12 protein-coding genes are annotated in these 17083 nt (G+C 43.5%); 1 reads left to right on the top strand and 11 read right to left on the bottom strand.

Annotation, left to right across the window (positions count from 1 at the left end):
- Nucleotides 1-72: 72 nt before the first annotated feature.
- The 7 genes from P0G38_RS03205 to xylB all read right to left on the bottom strand — a co-directional run bounded on the left by P0G38_RS03205 (nt 73) and on the right by xylB (nt 10637).
- Nucleotides 73-1500, bottom strand: a complete 1428-nt coding sequence (locus P0G38_RS03205) for a 6-phospho-beta-glucosidase (RefSeq protein WP_275854021.1) — start codon at nt 1498-1500, stop codon at nt 73-75.
- Between the two features lie 9 nt (nt 1501-1509).
- Complete coding sequence (locus P0G38_RS03200) at nt 1510-3360, bottom strand: beta-glucoside-specific PTS transporter subunit IIABC (RefSeq protein ID WP_275854020.1); 1851 nt, start codon at nt 3358-3360, stop codon at nt 1510-1512.
- A 111-nt stretch (nt 3361-3471) separates the two neighbouring features.
- Complete coding sequence (licT, locus tag P0G38_RS03195) at nt 3472-4302, bottom strand: BglG family transcription antiterminator LicT (RefSeq protein ID WP_010749938.1); 831 nt, start codon at nt 4300-4302, stop codon at nt 3472-3474.
- 362 nt (nt 4303-4664) lie between these two features.
- Entirely contained in the window at nt 4665-6071 is a 1407-nt protein-coding gene (locus P0G38_RS03190; RefSeq protein ID WP_275854019.1) for a response regulator, read from the bottom strand.
- A gap of 36 nt (nt 6072-6107) precedes the next feature.
- Nucleotides 6108-7574 (bottom strand): glycoside hydrolase family 1 protein, encoded by a 1467-nt coding sequence (locus tag P0G38_RS03185; RefSeq protein WP_060791443.1) that lies wholly within the window; start codon nt 7572-7574, stop codon nt 6108-6110.
- A 141-nt stretch (nt 7575-7715) separates the two neighbouring features.
- The gene (gene xylA, locus P0G38_RS03180; RefSeq protein WP_005228447.1) at nt 7716-9023 is read right to left on the bottom strand and encodes a xylose isomerase; all 1308 of its coding nucleotides are present in this window, start codon (nt 9021-9023) and stop codon (nt 7716-7718) included.
- 117 nt (nt 9024-9140) lie between these two features.
- The gene (gene xylB, locus P0G38_RS03175; protein WP_275854018.1) at nt 9141-10637 is read right to left on the bottom strand and encodes a xylulokinase; all 1497 of its coding nucleotides are present in this window, start codon (nt 10635-10637) and stop codon (nt 9141-9143) included.
- Nucleotides 10638-10887: 250 nt separating this feature from the next.
- Between xylB and P0G38_RS03170 the strand changes: the two genes are divergently transcribed.
- Nucleotides 10888-12066, top strand: a complete 1179-nt coding sequence (locus tag P0G38_RS03170; RefSeq protein ID WP_275854017.1) for an ROK family transcriptional regulator — start codon at nt 10888-10890, stop codon at nt 12064-12066.
- A 55-nt stretch (nt 12067-12121) separates the two neighbouring features.
- On the opposite strand, the gene P0G38_RS03165 is transcribed toward P0G38_RS03170, so the two are convergent.
- The 4 genes from P0G38_RS03165 to P0G38_RS03150 all read right to left on the bottom strand — a co-directional run bounded on the left by P0G38_RS03165 (nt 12122) and on the right by P0G38_RS03150 (nt 16934).
- Nucleotides 12122-12955, bottom strand: a complete 834-nt coding sequence (locus P0G38_RS03165) for a carbohydrate ABC transporter permease (protein WP_005228444.1) — start codon at nt 12953-12955, stop codon at nt 12122-12124.
- On the bottom strand, nt 12956-13867 hold the full coding sequence (locus P0G38_RS03160; protein WP_034858631.1) for a carbohydrate ABC transporter permease: 912 nt from the start codon (nt 13865-13867) through the stop codon (nt 12956-12958).
- Between the two features lie 128 nt (nt 13868-13995).
- The gene (locus P0G38_RS03155; protein WP_275854016.1) at nt 13996-15321 is read right to left on the bottom strand and encodes an ABC transporter substrate-binding protein; all 1326 of its coding nucleotides are present in this window, start codon (nt 15319-15321) and stop codon (nt 13996-13998) included.
- Nucleotides 15318-16934, bottom strand: coding sequence for a glycoside hydrolase family 43 protein (locus P0G38_RS03150; protein ID WP_159160725.1), 1617 nt, complete (start codon nt 16932-16934; stop codon nt 15318-15320). The genes P0G38_RS03155 and P0G38_RS03150 overlap by 4 nt, the downstream gene beginning before the upstream one ends.
- Nucleotides 16935-17083: the final 149 nt, after the last annotated feature.

Below are 17083 nucleotides of genomic sequence, written 5' to 3'. Positions count from 1 at the left end.
TCTTAGAATAGACTTTCTTACTATAAAAATTAGCTTTTTTCTGTCTCCGATAGGCAATAGGATACTTCTTTTTTATTTCAGCATTGCTCCATTTGAAGCAATGACTTCCTTATACCAATCAAAAGAATCTTTCTTGATTCGATCAAACGAACCATTCCCTTCATTGTCACGGTCTACATAGATAAACCCATATCTTTTTCGCATTTCACCTGTGGTAAATGAGATGAGATCAATACAGCCCCATGCTGTATACCCAATCACATCAATGCCGTCTTCCTCGATGGCAAGCATCATTTGTTTGATGTGTTCAGCTAGATAGTCAATCCGTTCGGGATCATGAATGCCGCTTTCTGTCATTTGGTCATTAAAACCAAAGCCATTTTCCACAATAAAAATCGGCAGTTCATAACGGTCCTGCAAGAGATTCAGCATATAGCGCAATCCCATGTGGTCAATCGTCCAGCCCCATTCCGTCATCGTTGCATAAGGATTCGTTGTTAGCACACTGCTGCCCAACAAAGGATCATGTAGATAGTTTGCATCTGAGCGGGTAGATACTGTATTGCTTAAATAATAAGTAATACCGATATAATCAACGGTGCCGTTTGCCAAATCATCAAGATCGGCTTCTGTCACATCGATCGTGTACCCTTTTTTCTGCCATTCATTGAGAATTCTTTTTGGGTAGTGTCCACGGACATGTACATCTGTGAAATAGAGTTGATTATTATCTTCTTGTTGTGCTAACAATTGATCACGAGGATCAGAAGTCAGCGGGTAATTAGGCGTGGCAGCTAAACAGCAGCCAATTTGAAACTCAGGATTGATTTTTTTCGCAGCTGTGACGACACGAGCTGAAGCAACAAACTGATAGTGAGCAGTTTGGTACATGCCTGCTAGTTTCTCCTCATCCTCGTCAAAGATCACACCAGAATTGGTAAAACTGTAAATTGGATTATCGATGATCCGCTGATTGTTGATCTCGTTAAATGTTAGCCAATACCGCACTTTTTCTTTGTAGCGTTCCATTACAGTTTGCGCAAAACGTTCAAAAAATCCGATCATCTTTCTGTTGCGCCAAGCCCCATAGGTTTCAACTAAATGATAGGGCATCTCGAAATGAGACAACGTCACAACAGGTTCTATTCCATATTTTTGCATCTCGTCAAAGACCTGATCGTAAAAATACAGCCCTTCTTCGTTCGGTAGTTGTTCATCTCCTAAAGGAAAAATTCGTGTCCATGCGATACTGATTCGCAAAGCTTTGAAACCCATTTCCGCAAAAAGTTTGATATCTTCCGGGTAACGATGGTAAAAATCAATGCCTTCATGATTCGGGTAATATTCCTCAGGCAAGATTGTGTTGGTAATTTTCCGAGGCCGATCTTTCGTGCCTGCTGTCATCACATCGGCAATACTGATCCCTTTCCCACCTTCTTGCCAAGCACCTTCCACTTGATGAGCGGAGATCGCACCGCCCCATAAAAAATTTTCTTTCATTTCAAACTCCTATCCTTCGTTGTTTACGGTAAACAGAATCCCTTCTGTTTTAATTGTTCCGGCTGTTGTTTCGTACTCGATTACTGTATCTGGTCCACAATTTGTAACGATCACGGGTGTCGATAATTGATAGCCTTTGTCCAGAATCGCCTGCCGGTCAAAGGTCAACAAACGATCTCCTCGGGCAATTGTCGCACCATTTTCGACGTTAACATCAAAAAACTCACCATTTAGATTCACGGTATTCAACCCGACATGGATCAATAATTCAACCCCTTGATCAGATTTGATACCAATCGCATGTTTAGAAGGGAAAACAGCAACAACAGTGCCCGCAAAAGGTGCCCGAATGATTCCTTCATCGGGGATGACTGCAATTCCTTGTCCAGCGATTCCGCTGGCGAACACATCGTCTTCCACTTCTGTTAAAGGCATCACTTGTCCTTTTACCGGTGAGTAAATCGGAGTTGCTGCATTGGTTAAGATACTTTCTACCTCTGATTCAGGCTCTGCTTCAAATTCTGTCAGTTCGCTTTCCTTCACGCCGAAGAAATAAGCCAGTAAAGCACCTGACAACAATGAAACGGTGATTCCGATCAGATAGCCCACCAAAGGACTGTAAACAGGCAAGGAAAAAATATTATGGAAAACATACGCATTCATCGTCACACCAAAAGCGCCTAACACCGCTCCGCCTAAACCACCGGAAATAGCTACGATCGGCAAAAGTCTTTTGTAACGAAGAATAATCCCATAGACGATGGGCTCTGTCACGCCGGCAAAGAAGCCAGTCAATGCAACTGGGCCTGCCAAAGCCCGCATTTTCGAATGTTTTTTCGCTCGTAAGAAGAAGCCAACTGCAATCCCGATTTGAGCAAAAACAGCGGCCAATGCCATTCCTTCAATAGGGTCTCCACCTAATCTTGTCAGATTATCTAACGTTACAGGTGTAAAGCCCCAGTGCAAACCAAACATAACCATGAAGGTCATCCCGCCGCCTAAAACGATGCCTGAAAGGATCCGGCTTTTTTCAAATAACCACATTACACTTCCTGATAAAAGATCCCCGAAAAAGGTGCCGAATGGACCAAAAAGGATAACGGTCAATGGAATCATGATCATCAAACTAAGCATTGGTACGGCAAACAATTGAATGTCTTTATAAATAATCTTTTTCAAAAATTTATCTACAAATTGATAAATAAAAATAGCCGCAAAAATCGGAAATAGGGTTGTGGCATAGTCCACGGCTTGAACTGGTATCCCTAAGAAATTTGTATTTTCCACGCCAATCAACCCAGTAAACTGAGGTTCCAATAATGCTGCACCAATCACACCGCCAACGTACATGTTGGCACCTAATCTTTTCGACAACGTGATCCCTAAGAAAATCGGTAAAAAATAAAATATTGCATTACTCGCGGCACTCAAAATGACATAAGTAGAAGATTCTGCTGATAACCAATTCAATTGGGTCAAAACCGTCAGCAGTGCTTTTAGCATCCCCGAACCTGCTAGAGCAGGAATTAAAGGAGAAAAAGCACCTGAGATAATTTCAAATACGGCGTTCAAATTAAAACCTGTTTTTTTCGAAGAACCTGTTTCTTGATCTGATAACCCAGCCATAGCTGAGATCGTCGCATAATATTCTGATACATTGCTGCCGATTACGACTTGATATTGTCCTCCGCTTTGTACAACAGACATCACATAGGGCAGTTTTTGAAGTTCCCCTTTATTGGCCTTGGTGTCATCCTTTAAGCCAAAACGCAATCTCGTTGCACAATGAACCAAGCTGTCGATATTTTTTTCACCACCGATCAAGCGAATGATCGCGGCACTTTCGTTTTCAAATTTCATAGTTATTCTCCTTTTGCGTATAATAAAAAGCGTGATCTAGAAGACACCTCAAACAAAAGACTCGTTTGAGTGCTCACTCTAGGTCACGCCTGCTTTACCAGTAACGATCCGTTAAGATGCCAATCGATTTAAATGTAAGGTTAAATACAACACTTCATCTTCAGTGATTTCCCATTGATACCTATTTTCCAGAAATTGCTTGATTTTCATAGCACACTCATAATCCAACGGATATTTCAGTTGAATCACATCTAATAAACTAGACGCTGGTTGAGCTGGTAGCTCATTGCTCATCTGTCGTTTAACAAAGTAGCGAATGTGAGTGATGAATCGGGAAAAATAAATAGAGTCTTGTCTGAATTCTTTGCCATAATGATAATTGATGATCGTCAAAATATCTTTCATGACTTTGGAAATCAGCATTGTTTCTTCCATTCCGTTGTTATCGCCTAAAAAATTCACGAAATGCAGCGTAATAAAAGCAGCCTCATCTTGCGGAATATTCAGATGTGTTCGCTTTTGCATCAGCTCAACCGCTTGAAGACCAATTTCATATTCTTTCGGGTACACCTGCTTTAATTCCCATTCTAAGGGTGTTTGAATTTTCATCCCTTCTCTTGCCCTCGTCAGAGCAAAACCGATATGGTCTGCAAGTGCCACTAGCAGTGCAGGATTGCTTTCGCATTGAAACGCTTCCTCAAACAATTTTAAAATATCGCTGGCCAGTTGCAGATCACGATATTCAATCCGTTTAAGCAGCTGTTCCAAATCTGCAATGCTTTTTTGGTCGTTAATGATGAATCGCTTTTCTATTTTCTTTTGATCGACAGTGTCGCCTGGCTTCAAACCAAAGCCGATGCCACTCCCCATCACAACTTCTTCTTGGTGATTGTCGTTCAGGACTAATGAAGCATTATTATTAAATACTTTGACGATTTCCATGGTCAACACCTCCTAAAATAAAACAAAAAAATAACGTCACCAACTAGTTATGATCTTTTTCCAAAACAAACGAATGGAGAAAATCTCATACCTGTGGTCACGCCTGCATTATCAGTAACGATCCGATGCACTTACTATACTTCAAAATGAAAACGACGTCAATAGCTTTTTTAAAGCATTTTCTTGTATGAGCTTCTGACGAGATTATTCAAAAAAATGGCGACAAAAAAAGACGTGTTGTCTCTTGCTGCCGCCATGCGAACCTGTAATGCCGCTTTTTCTTTTCACAAATTTCTCTTTTCATTGCCTATGCGATGGACTGTTTTCCTGAAAAATAGCTGCTCATGTATCAGCGAATTTTCTTATGTTTTCCGAAACTCATTCGGTGAAACCTGATGGTATTGTTTGAACTTTTTGTAGAAATAATCAACATTGCTGTAGCCCACCAATTCAGCAACTTCGTAGACCATTAGATTGGAATGACGCAAGATTTCCACCGCTTTTTCCATTCGAACTTCATCCAAGAACGCCAAATAATTTTTCCCAGTTTCTTTGCGAAACTTCTTGCCTAGATAGGCACTATTGTAATTGAAACGTTCCCCGATTTTTTTCAAGGTCAAATCTTCTTGATAATGCTTTTTCGTGTATTGGATCAATTCTGCAATGATATCGATTTGGTTCAAACTGCTGGCGACTGTTGCTTGCAAGTCTGTTAGTTTTGCGGTGATTACCTCTTGCAGCATTGGAAACGTCTGGGCGAGAAAAATCTGCTGATGCACTTCGTCTGTCGACCATTTGATTACTAAGGCTACTTTTTCACTGATTTGATGCTGCAGCCATTCGATGTCGCCATTGATTTGCCATTTGATCTCTTCTTCCAATGCCAATGAATGATAAAAGGTTTGATAATAGCGGGATAACGGCTGTTCTAACGGATCGTTTGCCAAAATCGCCTTGACTAATTCTTCACGCAAATCACTTCGTTCTTCTGCTTCTTGCGTCGTATCCAAAACATGGTGAGAAATGACTTGATTGGGAAATAAGAAAATCAATTTACTTAATGTCTGGATATCGATCATCAATGGCTTCAAGTTATCTTGCGCCGCAAACCAGCGGGAGATCAAGATTTCTTGGTGAGCCATTTTTTTGCGGCACCACGCATCGATCGCCTCGTCGGGAAAGCGCTCCTCGTTTAACAGAACCAAATACCGATGATGTCGATGGATCAAGGTGACGACTTGCGCCACTTGCTCCTGCAATTTCTCAACCAGCTTTTGGGCATCTGCCTCCTCGGAAAGACGCAATAGCTTGATGGCTTGTGCGTCTTTGATTCCCGTTTGATCCCCGCCAAACAATTTCTCCATCAACTGACTCTTCTGATTTTTCTGCTGATCGGTCTTGGCTTTTTGATCGATTTTCGTCAAAATACCGATCAGCTCTTCTTCGTCAACTGGTTTCAGCAAATAGGTCACAGCGCCCAGTTGCAACGCTTGCTTGGCATAGTCAAAATCTGAGTAGCCGGATAAAATAATGGCAAAAAACAAAAGCCCTTCCTCCGATGCTGCTTGCACCATCTCAAGACCATTTTTTCCCGGCATACGGATATCAGCGATCACAACATCTGGCTTCAATTCGCGGATCATCGCCAAGCCAGCTTCGCCGTTTTCCGCCGACCCGACGATTTGATACCCCAGACGTTCCCAATCGATGATCAGAGGTAGCCCATTTCGGATCGATGCTTCATCGTCAACGATCAACACTTTACGCATTTTCCAACCTCCATTTTCAGCTACTCCTTCGTTACATCATGTTTCACTTGTCAAACTTGCCCCGTTGGTGCGAATCACCTCTTGATACCAATAAAAACTATCTTTCGGGATGCGCGCCAACTGACGTTCGCTTTGATTGTCGCGATCGACATAAACAAACCCATAGCGTTTTTTGTATCCATTCAACCAACTTAGTAGATCTGTAAAGGACCAAGCACAATAGCCGATCAGCTCAACCCCATCCGTAATGGCCTTTTGCAATTCCACCAGATGTTCCTGCAAATAGGTAATGCGGTATGGATCATGGATCTGCTTGTCTTCTGTCAATTGATCGATAGCGCCTAACCCATTTTCAGTAATAAAAATCGGCAAGTCATAATTGGCTTGGATGCGGCGCAAGGCTACACGGAAACCAACGGGATCGATCTCCCAGCCCCAATCTGTTTTTTTCAAGTGAGGATTTTCTGCTGTCGCAAACATGGTTTCTTCGGGTGAGAACTCACCAGCTGCCGCTTGCATCAAATACGGATCGACTTTAGAAAATTCTTTCTTTTCAGCTGACTGCTTTTGCAAATTGTTTTGCTGGGCCGTCCCCCCGTGATAGTAATTGATTCCTAAGAAATCAGGTTTTGCCTGTTTTAATAGTGCTTGATCTTCTGGAGTGACTTCAGGAGCCAAGCCAACTTTGGCTAATTGCTTGTAGACAAATTTCGGGTATTCGCCTTTGCAATAGACATCTAAAAACCATGCGTTGTTGAAGGCTTCGCCATTTTCTGCTGCTAGCACATCTTCTGGGTCACAGCTAAACGGATACATCGGGCCATAGCCAAAACTTGGACCGATCTTGCCCTGAGGAACCAGCTCATGGAACAAATTGATCGCCTTAGCATTGGCAAGGTTGATGATATGATTGGCTGCATACATCCGTTTTAAGTCCTTCAAGCCCGGCGGATGTGCCGCCCAACGGTACCCAAGAGAAGTGAAGACATTTTGTTCATTCATGGTGACCCAATAGGTGACTTTCTTTCCTAGGCGTTCAAAAAGGATTCGGCAATACCGTTCAAATGCTTCTGCTGTTTCTCGGCCTTCCCATCCTTGGTATTTGTCTTGCAAAGCCTGAGGAAGGTCCCAATGATACAGCGTCAAAATCGGCTCTACTCCTTGCCGAAGCAATTCGTCCACCAGCTTTTCGTAAAACGCCACACCCGCTTCATTGACCGCGCCTTCGCCATCAGGCAAGATTCGCGACCACGCCACGCTGAAGCGATAGGCTTTCAAGCCCATTTGCTTCATCAAGGCAACATCTTCTTTGTATCGATGGTAGTGATCGATCGCCACTTTGCCGTTGGTTTCCTCAAAGGTATTGCCGGGAATTTGGGCATAGGTATCCCAAATCGACGGACCTTTGCCGTCTTCTGCCCACGCACCTTCAATTTGATAGGCCGCCGAAGCTGCCCCCCATAAGAAGTTTTCTGGGAAAGGATCTAAGTTTGTGTGAAACATCAAGTTGCCTCCTTCATTTCCTAAACCGAAATAAATCGGTTACATTTTATCGTATCATAATTTGGTTGATTCGTAACAATTGCCAAAAGATATTTTTTAGGTGAAAAAACTGCCGCTCCTCAGAACGACAGTCGTTTCTTATTAAAACAGGTAATCATTCAAACGAGATTTCACATATTCAATGTGGCTGGATTCTAATTCGATTTGATCATGCGCCAATGCGTAATCTGTCAGTGTTTCTAAGCTTTCCTCATCAGCAACGATCTTCGCTCCGATGCCTTCTTGGAAAGAGGCGTACCGTTTTTCCTTCAACTCGTCTAAGAAGCGGTCTTCTTTTAGTTTCGCTGCTGCTTTCAACGCTCGGGCATACGTATCCATACCAGCGATGTGGGCTAACAACAGATCTTCCATTTCAAATGACGAACGACGGACTTTAGAATCGAAATTGATTCCTCCCGGTGCGATGCCGCCGTTTTCTAAGACTTCGTATAAAGCAAGTGTCGAGTCAAAGACGTTGGTTGGGAATTCATCCGTATCCCACCCTAACAGCATATCTCCTTGGTTGGCATCCAGTGAGCCTAATGCGTTATAGCTACGGGCAACGGCGATTTCATGTTCAAAGGTATGGCCAGCTAATGTTGCATGATTGGCTTCTAGGTTTAATTTGAAATCTCCTTCTAAGCCGTAGTGCTGAATGAAGGCCATCGTTGTCGCTGCATCAAAATCATATTGATGTTTTGATGGTTCTTTTGGTTTCGGCTCTAATAAGAACTGAGGTTTATGACCGATTTTTTCGCCATAAGCGATCGCCATTTTGAATAGACGGGCAATGTTGTCTTGTTCAAATTTCATGTCTGTATTCAACAAGGTTTCATAGCCTTCACGGCCACCCCAGAAGACATAGTTTTCGCCGCCTAATTTTTTCGAGATGTCTAAGCCTTTTTTGACTTGGGCTGCCGCATACGCATAAACTTCCGCATTATTGGTGGAAGCAGCGCCGTTATTGAAACGAGGATGTGAGAACATATTTGCTGTATTCCATAATAGTTTGATTCCCGTTTGTTCCATTTTTTCTTTGATCAAATCGGTGATTTCGTCTAAGTTTTGGAAAAATTCTTCTAACGTTTCTCCTGCAGGTGCCACGTCAACATCATGGAAACAGAAGAACTCTGCCCCTAATTTTTCGCAAATCTCAAAGAAAGCTTCTACTCGATTTTTCGCCGTTTCCATTTCGGTGTCACCGATCCACGTCCGTTTGTTGACAGGTGCGCCGAAAGGATCAGAGCCGTCTTGCGTCATCGTATGCCAATAGGCGATTGCAAAACGTAGATGATCTTTCATTTTCTTGCCTAAAACAACTTCTTCGGCATCGTAGTGGCGAAATGCAAACATATTGTCTGTTTTAGGACCTTCGTAGCGGATTTTTTCGATCTCTGGGAAATAAGTCATTGTTGTTGCCTCCATTTTATGTTTTTTAGTGTAATAAACTAACTTACTTGTTTCCAATCATTTAGAACCAAAAACGATTCCTCGCTTTGATCAAGTAGATTGCCTGCTGCCATTACGCTACTCGATTTGCGCCAATGCATGGCAGATAGGGGCGGTTTGTTGGTAGACTGTGCGGTAGATCGCATAAATTTCTTGGTATTTGGCGACATTTTCAGGAATCGGTGCAATGGCCTTGCCGTATTTGACAAAGGCGTTAACACAGGCACCTGCATCTGGATAAATGCCGCTGCCGATTGCTGCCAGCATTGCTGCGCCCATACCTGGACCTTGCTCAGTAGACAAAGTCAGCATTTCTGCATTAAAAATATCGGCTTGCATTTGCAGCCATTCGGCATTTTTCGCACCGCCCCCCACAGAAACGATCTGGGTGAATTTCCGCTGTGCCCGTTCTTCCATGATCATTTGGGAATCTTTCAAAGAGAAGGTGATCCCTTCTAAGACCGCACGACTGAAATGCTTTTCGCGATGCCGTGTGTCGATGCCGATAAAACTACCCCTGATTTGGCTGTCGGTATGCGGTGTGCGTTCGCCCACGATATAAGGCGTAAACAGCAGGCCTTCTGCCCCTGGGTTTACCTCACTGATCGCTGAAAGCAATTCCTGAAACGATTGGTTGGGGGCAAACGTATCACGATACCAGCTTAAGGAATTTCCAGCGGCTAACGTGACCCCCATTGAATACAACTTGTCTTTGATCGCATGACGGAAAAGGTGTAGATCTCCTTGATAATCAACCTCTTGCGCTTCTTCAAAGGATAAGAACACACCGCTCGTGCCAATCGACACCATGCCGACACCTTCGGCGATGATCCCTGAACCTAATGCAGCACAGGCATTGTCTGCGCCACCTGCATAGATCGTCACCTCTTGTTCAAACCCAAAGGCTTCTTGCAGCTCTTTTCGCATTTGCCCTACAGGCGCTGCTGATTCAAAAAGCGGCGGCAGTAAATCCGATGCGATGGCGAATTTTTTTAGAATGGCTTCAGACCAGCACTTCTTTTCGATATCCAGCAGTAACGTACCCGCTGCATCGGAATAATCCATCGAATAGTTCCCAGTCAGCCAAAAAGCCAAGTAATCTTTTGGCAGCATCATGTGACGAACTTGTTGCCAATGTTCAGGCTCGTGTTCTTGGACCCATAAAATTTTTGGTAAGGTGAACCCTTCCAAAGCAATATTCTTGGTGATTGCTTTTATTTTCTTTCCGAAGGATGCCATGATCGCTTGGCATTGTTTGGTGGTTCGAACGTCATTCCATAATATTGCCGGACGAATGACTCGGTTTTCTTCATCCAATAAAACTAGACTATGCATTTGTCCAGAAAAGCTGATGCCGATCAATTCCTTCTGCAGCGTTGGAAGCTGCTGGATCAAGGTTTTGATTACCTTATCTGCCGCCTCTTGCCAATGCACCGGCTCTTGCTCACTGAACCCCGGTCTAGGGGATGACAATGGATAGTCAGCACTTGCTGTTCCTTGGAGTTCCCCGGTTTGATCAAAAACTAAGCCTTTTAACGCACTTGTTCCTAGATCCAACCCTAAAAAATAAGCCATCTCTTCTCTCCTTCCTCTGTTTGAAACAGTTAACCATTGACTCTCAAATGGTTAATTAGCATTCAAAACTAACTAATTGGATAGTAAACGATTCTCGCATTCCTGTCAAGCGCTTCCAACGAATCTTTCATAGTTTTTCCTTCTCAAACTACTGCTCCTACATTCTGCGTCTTTTCTTTATTCTTCAGCTTGCACATTATTAATTTGCACGGTAAACTAACACTAATCACATTTACGAAGAGGAGTACACATGATTATCAATAAAATGGGCATACGCGAACAAAATGAAGCGGCTGTATTGAAGACGATCATTGACAATGAAAATGTGTCACGAGCGGAAGTGTCAAATTTGACCCATCTCAATAAAGCGTCTGTTTCTCAAATAACCAAAAAACTGATCGACACGGACTTCGTACGCGAAGTCGGCATTGGTGATTCCACTTCGATCGGTGGTCGCAAACCGATTCAATTGCAATTCAATCACCGTAGCAGCTTAGCTGTTACCTTTGACATCGGGTATAACTATGTTCGAGGGATGCTCTCTTATATCAATGGCGAGATGATCGCCTCTGCCGACCATTCCCATGAATTGATCACCAAAGAAAATGTACTGGCGACGATCGATTCCATGATGAAAGAGTTTTGGCCGCAAATGCCGCAAACCACTCATGGATTAGTAGGAATCTGTTTGGCGATCCACGGCATCGTTCATAATCAGACGGTCACCTTTGCCCCCTACTACAACTTGGAACACTTTGATTTGATCGCCCCTTTGAGCCAAAAATACAATACGGCGGTCTATATAGAAAACGAAGCCAATCTGACGGCTTTAGGCGAGTACTGTTTTTCTTCTGATTCCACGAATTTACTGAGCGTCAGCGTCCATAGCGGGATCGGTGTCGGAATCATCGTTGATGGGCAGCTACAAACCGGTACTCACGGCATGGCGGGGGAAGTTGGCCATTCTACGCTCTTTCCTCACGGCAACTTGTGTCCTTGCGGCAATCGAGGCTGCTTAGAGCAATATGCCTCGAACAAAGTCTTGTTTGACACCTACAGTCACTATACAAAAACAGCGTTCGTTAATTCGGATACCTTTGCACAAGCCTATCATGCCGGAGAAAAATCAGCAGTCGAATTGGCGCAACAAAATGTTGAGTTTCTTAGTATTGGGCTAAACAATGTCATCACTTTTTCTGATCCCGAAGAAGTCTATATCAACAGCTCGGTCTATCGCAAAATTCCTGATTTATTACTGGCGCTGCAGCAAAAATTGACCAGCCAGTTCACCAAAAACACGAAGATCAAAAACAGCCGATTAGGCGATCAAGCCCCGCTGTTTGGCGGTAACGTTTTAGTCGCGAAACATTTCTTGAATATCAACGATTTGCGCTTTGCGGCACTTGATCTCTCCCGTGCGATCCGTTAAATGAACGCTGGACTGAAAACTCAGTCCAGCGTTTTCTTTTGGTAAAAGGGTATCGCTATCCTTTGATTCCGCCAGCCGTCACACCGCCCACGATGTATTTCGATAGAAACAGGTAAATCAGTAGCAAAGGAATAATACTTAATGAAATCCCTAGATACATACTGCCAAATTCAGTACGGTAAACATCAGTTTTCAGCAATTGGACCAGCATCGGCAACGTATACTTTTCCGTATCGTTGATCAAGATCAAGGGCATCAAGAAATTATTCCACGAGGTCACGAACGAGAAAATCGCCATGGTGGCTAAGCCCGGTTTCATCAAGGGCAACATGATGCGATGGAAAATTTTGATTTCGCCGGCTCCGTCCAAACGAGCAGAATCTGCCAAATCAGGATGATAGATCGTTTCTAAGTATTGCTTTAAGAAAAAAACGGTAGCAGGTGATGCGATCGCTGGTAAAATCAATGGCAGAAAATTATTTAAGAGCCCTAAGCGATTCATAAATTGATAAAAACCGATCATGCTAATTTGCTGAGGAATCATGATCAGCCCAAGAATGACAGCAAACAGGACTTTCTTGCCACGAAACTCATAGGCGATCACGCCATAAGCTGTCAATGCCGAAAAATATACATTGAGAACGGTAGCGCCAGCCGCAATCAAGAAACTATTTTTAAATCCATTGAAAACATTGAAGCCTCTGCCCATTAAGACGGACCAGTTGTATTGGAGATTACCGCCAGGCCACAAGGACAGCCCTTGCTGGATCTGTTCTGCTGAACGGGTCGCATTGACTAAGACGACCCAAAACGGCAGAATACTTAAGATGGTCAGCAACACCAAAAAGACATAGATCAACAATCGTTTTGCTCGATAGCTATTTTCCATTTATTTTCGCCCCACTTTGCTGTTTTCTTTGAAAAATTGAAACAATAACGTGCTTAATACGATCGAAAGTACCAATAATAGCACCGACGCGGTTGCGGCAACGTTGAAATTCCGACTCCCGGTAAAGGCTTGGTTGTAGATAAACATCGTGATCGTTAAGACACTATTGTTGGGATTGCCGTTTGTCAGCAAAAAAGGAATGTCGAACATTTGCAAGCCGCCAATCAAAGACGTCACCAATGTATAAAGCAAGATTGGTTTTAACAAAGGCAGCGTGATCTTGCGGAAAATTTGACCATCATTGGCTCCATCGACCATTGCTGATTCAAAAAGAGCATCATCAATGCTCAAAATGCCCGAAACCAAAACGATCGTTGTCTGACCATACCACATCCAAAATTGGATAAAGGAAACGATCAGCCGAGTGCCCGTTTCACTACGGAAAAAGTCATAGGGCTGGTCCAAAACACCGAAATGCTGCAAGACTAGGTTGATCGGACCTAACGGAAAACTGAACAAAACGAAAAATAAGATTGCTACTGAAGCGGCAGTAATGATGTTGGGTAAGTAAAAAACGACTTTGAAGAAGCCTTTCCCCCGCAAGCGCAACTTGATATTGGTAAACCATGCCGCCAGCAACAGAGCCAAGCCAATTTGAGGGACAAAGTTTACGCCCCACAAAATAAATGTATTGCTGATCGATTTTAAAAATAACGGGTTGCGAAAAATCGCAAAATAGTTATCCAGTCCGACAAGATTGGCAGCTGGATTCCACCCTTTTAGATCCGTAAAGCTTAGGTAAATCGTATAGAGAATTGGATAAAGCTGAAAAACCAAGAATGCTAGAAAAAATGGTGCGATAAATAATAGCCCATAGCGATGATACTGTTCAAATCTTCTCTTATTCTGCATCGTAATCCCCCTGATATTTATTTCTTCTACTGCCAACTTCTGCCTGTAAAGACAAGCCATTTGAGCAGCGCATAGTACCTAGAAAAGGTTGAAACCGACCCCGTCTTCGGTGTCGGTTTCAACAACACCTAATCTACTTGAACATCTGGATAAGCATTGACGACCGCATCTTTAAAGTTTTGGATCGCCGTTTCCTGATCCACTTCACCTTTTGAATATGGTGTCAAACAACTATCCGTAAAGAGGGTTTCAATCGTCTGGTCATACTCGGTCAGAATTTTCGCGTTGATGTCTTGAACCATATCGGCAAATTCTGCATAGTGGTTTTGACCGCCTAAAAATTCCTCTTCATATTCGCCTTTAATTTCTTCAACGACTCGCTCATTTGATACAAAATCACCGGTATCTTCGGCCCATTGTTTTAAAAATGCTTGATCTGTGGTCAAGTAAGCCACCAATTGCGCAGCTTCTTCTTGCATCTCAGAATTTGCCGTAGCACCGATCCATGTGCCGCCCCAGAACCACGACGAAGGTCCTTGGATCATGCGCCAGTCGCCTTCTGTTGAGCTGGAGTTATCGGCAGCTGTCGCATTTGGTTTTAACCAATAGTGCAGTCCCCATGTCGGCAAACTATAACCGAATACATTGTCGCCATTCATTCCAGCAAACCAAGCTTCTGATTGTCCTTCTGTATCTTGTGTCAGGCCTTCTTCTACAAATTTTCGTGATACATCCAACAAGTCATACAAACTGTCGTCGATCACTAATTTGCCGTCTTCAACCCAGCCATGTTCGCGTTGTCCATAAAAAGGCTTTGCCAAATCTTGGACACTAGAGATCATATAGGTGGTTCCACCACTTTTTTCTTTGACTGCTTTGGCTTGCTCATAGAACTTGTCATAGTCTGACAATGCCGCTTGCGCAGCCGCTGGATCATCGATTCCTAGCAGCTCTTCTGCCATCGATGCCCGGTAATAAAACCCGCCAGGAGCAGCTTGCCAAGCCAAGGCATGAAGAACCCCGTCTTTTGAAGTCCCTACGTCTTTGACATATTGATACGTATCTGCCGCGGCTTCATCAAGCCCCAGTGAACCAAGGTCTGCCATCATGCCTGATTCCACATATTTTTTGACAAAGGCAGATTCTAAAGCAATCACATCTGGTGCATCTTTGGAACCGAGAATCGGATCGAGCTTGGTCTCGAATTGGTCAGAAGGAATCTCCACGATCCGAATGTCATAGGCCAAGTCGTCATGCGCCGGCAAATAGTAATCATTGATCATCGTTGATAATTCTGAAGTAAAGGTCCAAACCACGAGTTCATCCTTGCCACTACTTCCCGTTGCGCTATTATCTGAGCTGCTGTTTCCAGAACCATTCCCGCAGCCACTAAGCATAAAAGCTGCTAAGCCCGCCAATGACGCTGTTTGTAAGACCCGTTTCCAATTTTTCATCTTTCTTCCTCCTCGATTTTTTGATAGTCAAATGAATCAAAATCAGCCGCCAAACGATTGCCGGTCGTATCGATCGCAAACATCCCTACAAAAGCCCCTGTAAAGAACCCACCGTAATGTTCTGCTACATAGTCGTCAGACAATTGCAAGCTGTCAAATAGCTGATCGATGACCTGCCACTCTTTTTGATCAAATGAGTACGCGTATTGATAGTGGGCATAATGAACGATCGTTTTGAAGTAGACTGTTTGTACATCGGCTGGTATCACAACTTCTGGTGCTTTTTGACTCTTCAGTTGGCCCTTTTCGCTTGTCAATACAGTGATGATTCTGCCTTTCGTCTCATCATGAGTGATGTAGATCGCCGACCAGTTTTGTGTATTGTAGTAATTCGTCATGCCTGCTAACTGTAGAAACGAGGTCGGTGAAAATTCGACGGCAGTCGTTGCTTCGAAACGAAAATCGCTCCATCTTCTTGCCACCAGTGCTTGATGGAACAAGGAATTGAACGACTCTCGCCCATACAAGCGCAAGTATCCTGGTCGTGCGGTCAAACTACCGATTTCCTCAGAAAAAGGAATCCGCAAGGTTTGAAACACTGGTGCCAACGACGCCTCTTCAAAATCATCAAAGCCTGATTCTGTTTCCCACGGATGTTCGGGCAGCTGTGGCTGTGGGACTTCCTCTTTTGGAAAGTTTCCGCCTGTGATATACGGCCAATCATTTTCCCAATAAACAGACTGGATCGCTGTTTCTCGTCCGAGCGGGCAATAGCCGCGATTTTCTAAGAGGGGCGTTTCTGGATACTTCAGCGCTCGCCCTGTTAAGTGAACAAAATACCATTCATCGGTCTGCGTTTTCACAAATGAACCATGGCCAGCTTTTTGTAGCAGGATCTCTGGCTGTCCCCAGGAACTGATCAGAGGGTTTTGAGGATGAACTTCATAAGGCCCTTCGATGTGTGTCCCACGAGCGATGGTACTTGCATGTTCAAACTTGGTGCCGCCTTCTGCCGTCAATAAATAATAATAGCCGTTCACTTTATACATAACCGGTGCTTCCGTCAATTTGCGCTCTGTTCCTTTGAAGATGATTTTGGGCTGCCCCACCAATTTCTTGGCTTGCCAATCAAACTCTTGGAGAGCGATCCCGTAAAAGGAATGGTTTGTCGGGCGATAATCCCAAACCATGTTCAGAAAATATTTTTTGCCGTCGTCGTCATGAAATAACGAGGGATCGAAACCAGAAGAATTCATATAGATTGGTTCTGACCAATCCCCATCAATGGTTTCACAGGTGATCAAATAATTGTTCACATCTTTCCAACTATTAGATTGTGTTTTGACATCTGAATAAATCAACCAAAAACGACCATCACTGTAACTTAAGTTTGGCGCCCAAACACCCCCAGAATCTGGGTTTCCCAGCATATTCAACTGACTGACACGATTGACTGGTGTACTGATCAAGCGCCAGTTCTTCAAATCCTTCGAATGGAAGATGCGCACACCTGGAAACCATTCAAAGGTCGACGTAGCAATGTAATAATCTTCTCCTGCACGACAAATACTCGGGTCTGGATGAAAGCCTGTTAGTATTGGATTGGTAATCAAAAAAATTTCCTCCTCTTTCCCTTTTTGGCATTTTGTGGTTCAACTGAGTGTCAGTATGAATGAGCTTCATTCAGTTAGTAAGTTTTCTTTACTAATATACCTAACAAAAAAAAGAAACTTGCTGCTACAGCTCATTTTAAAAATATTCA

The organism is Enterococcus casseliflavus (genome assembly GCF_029215545.1).
Taxonomy (GTDB): domain Bacteria; phylum Bacillota; class Bacilli; order Lactobacillales; family Enterococcaceae; genus Enterococcus_D; species Enterococcus_D casseliflavus.
This window is presented reverse-complemented; position numbering and strand designations above follow the sequence as displayed.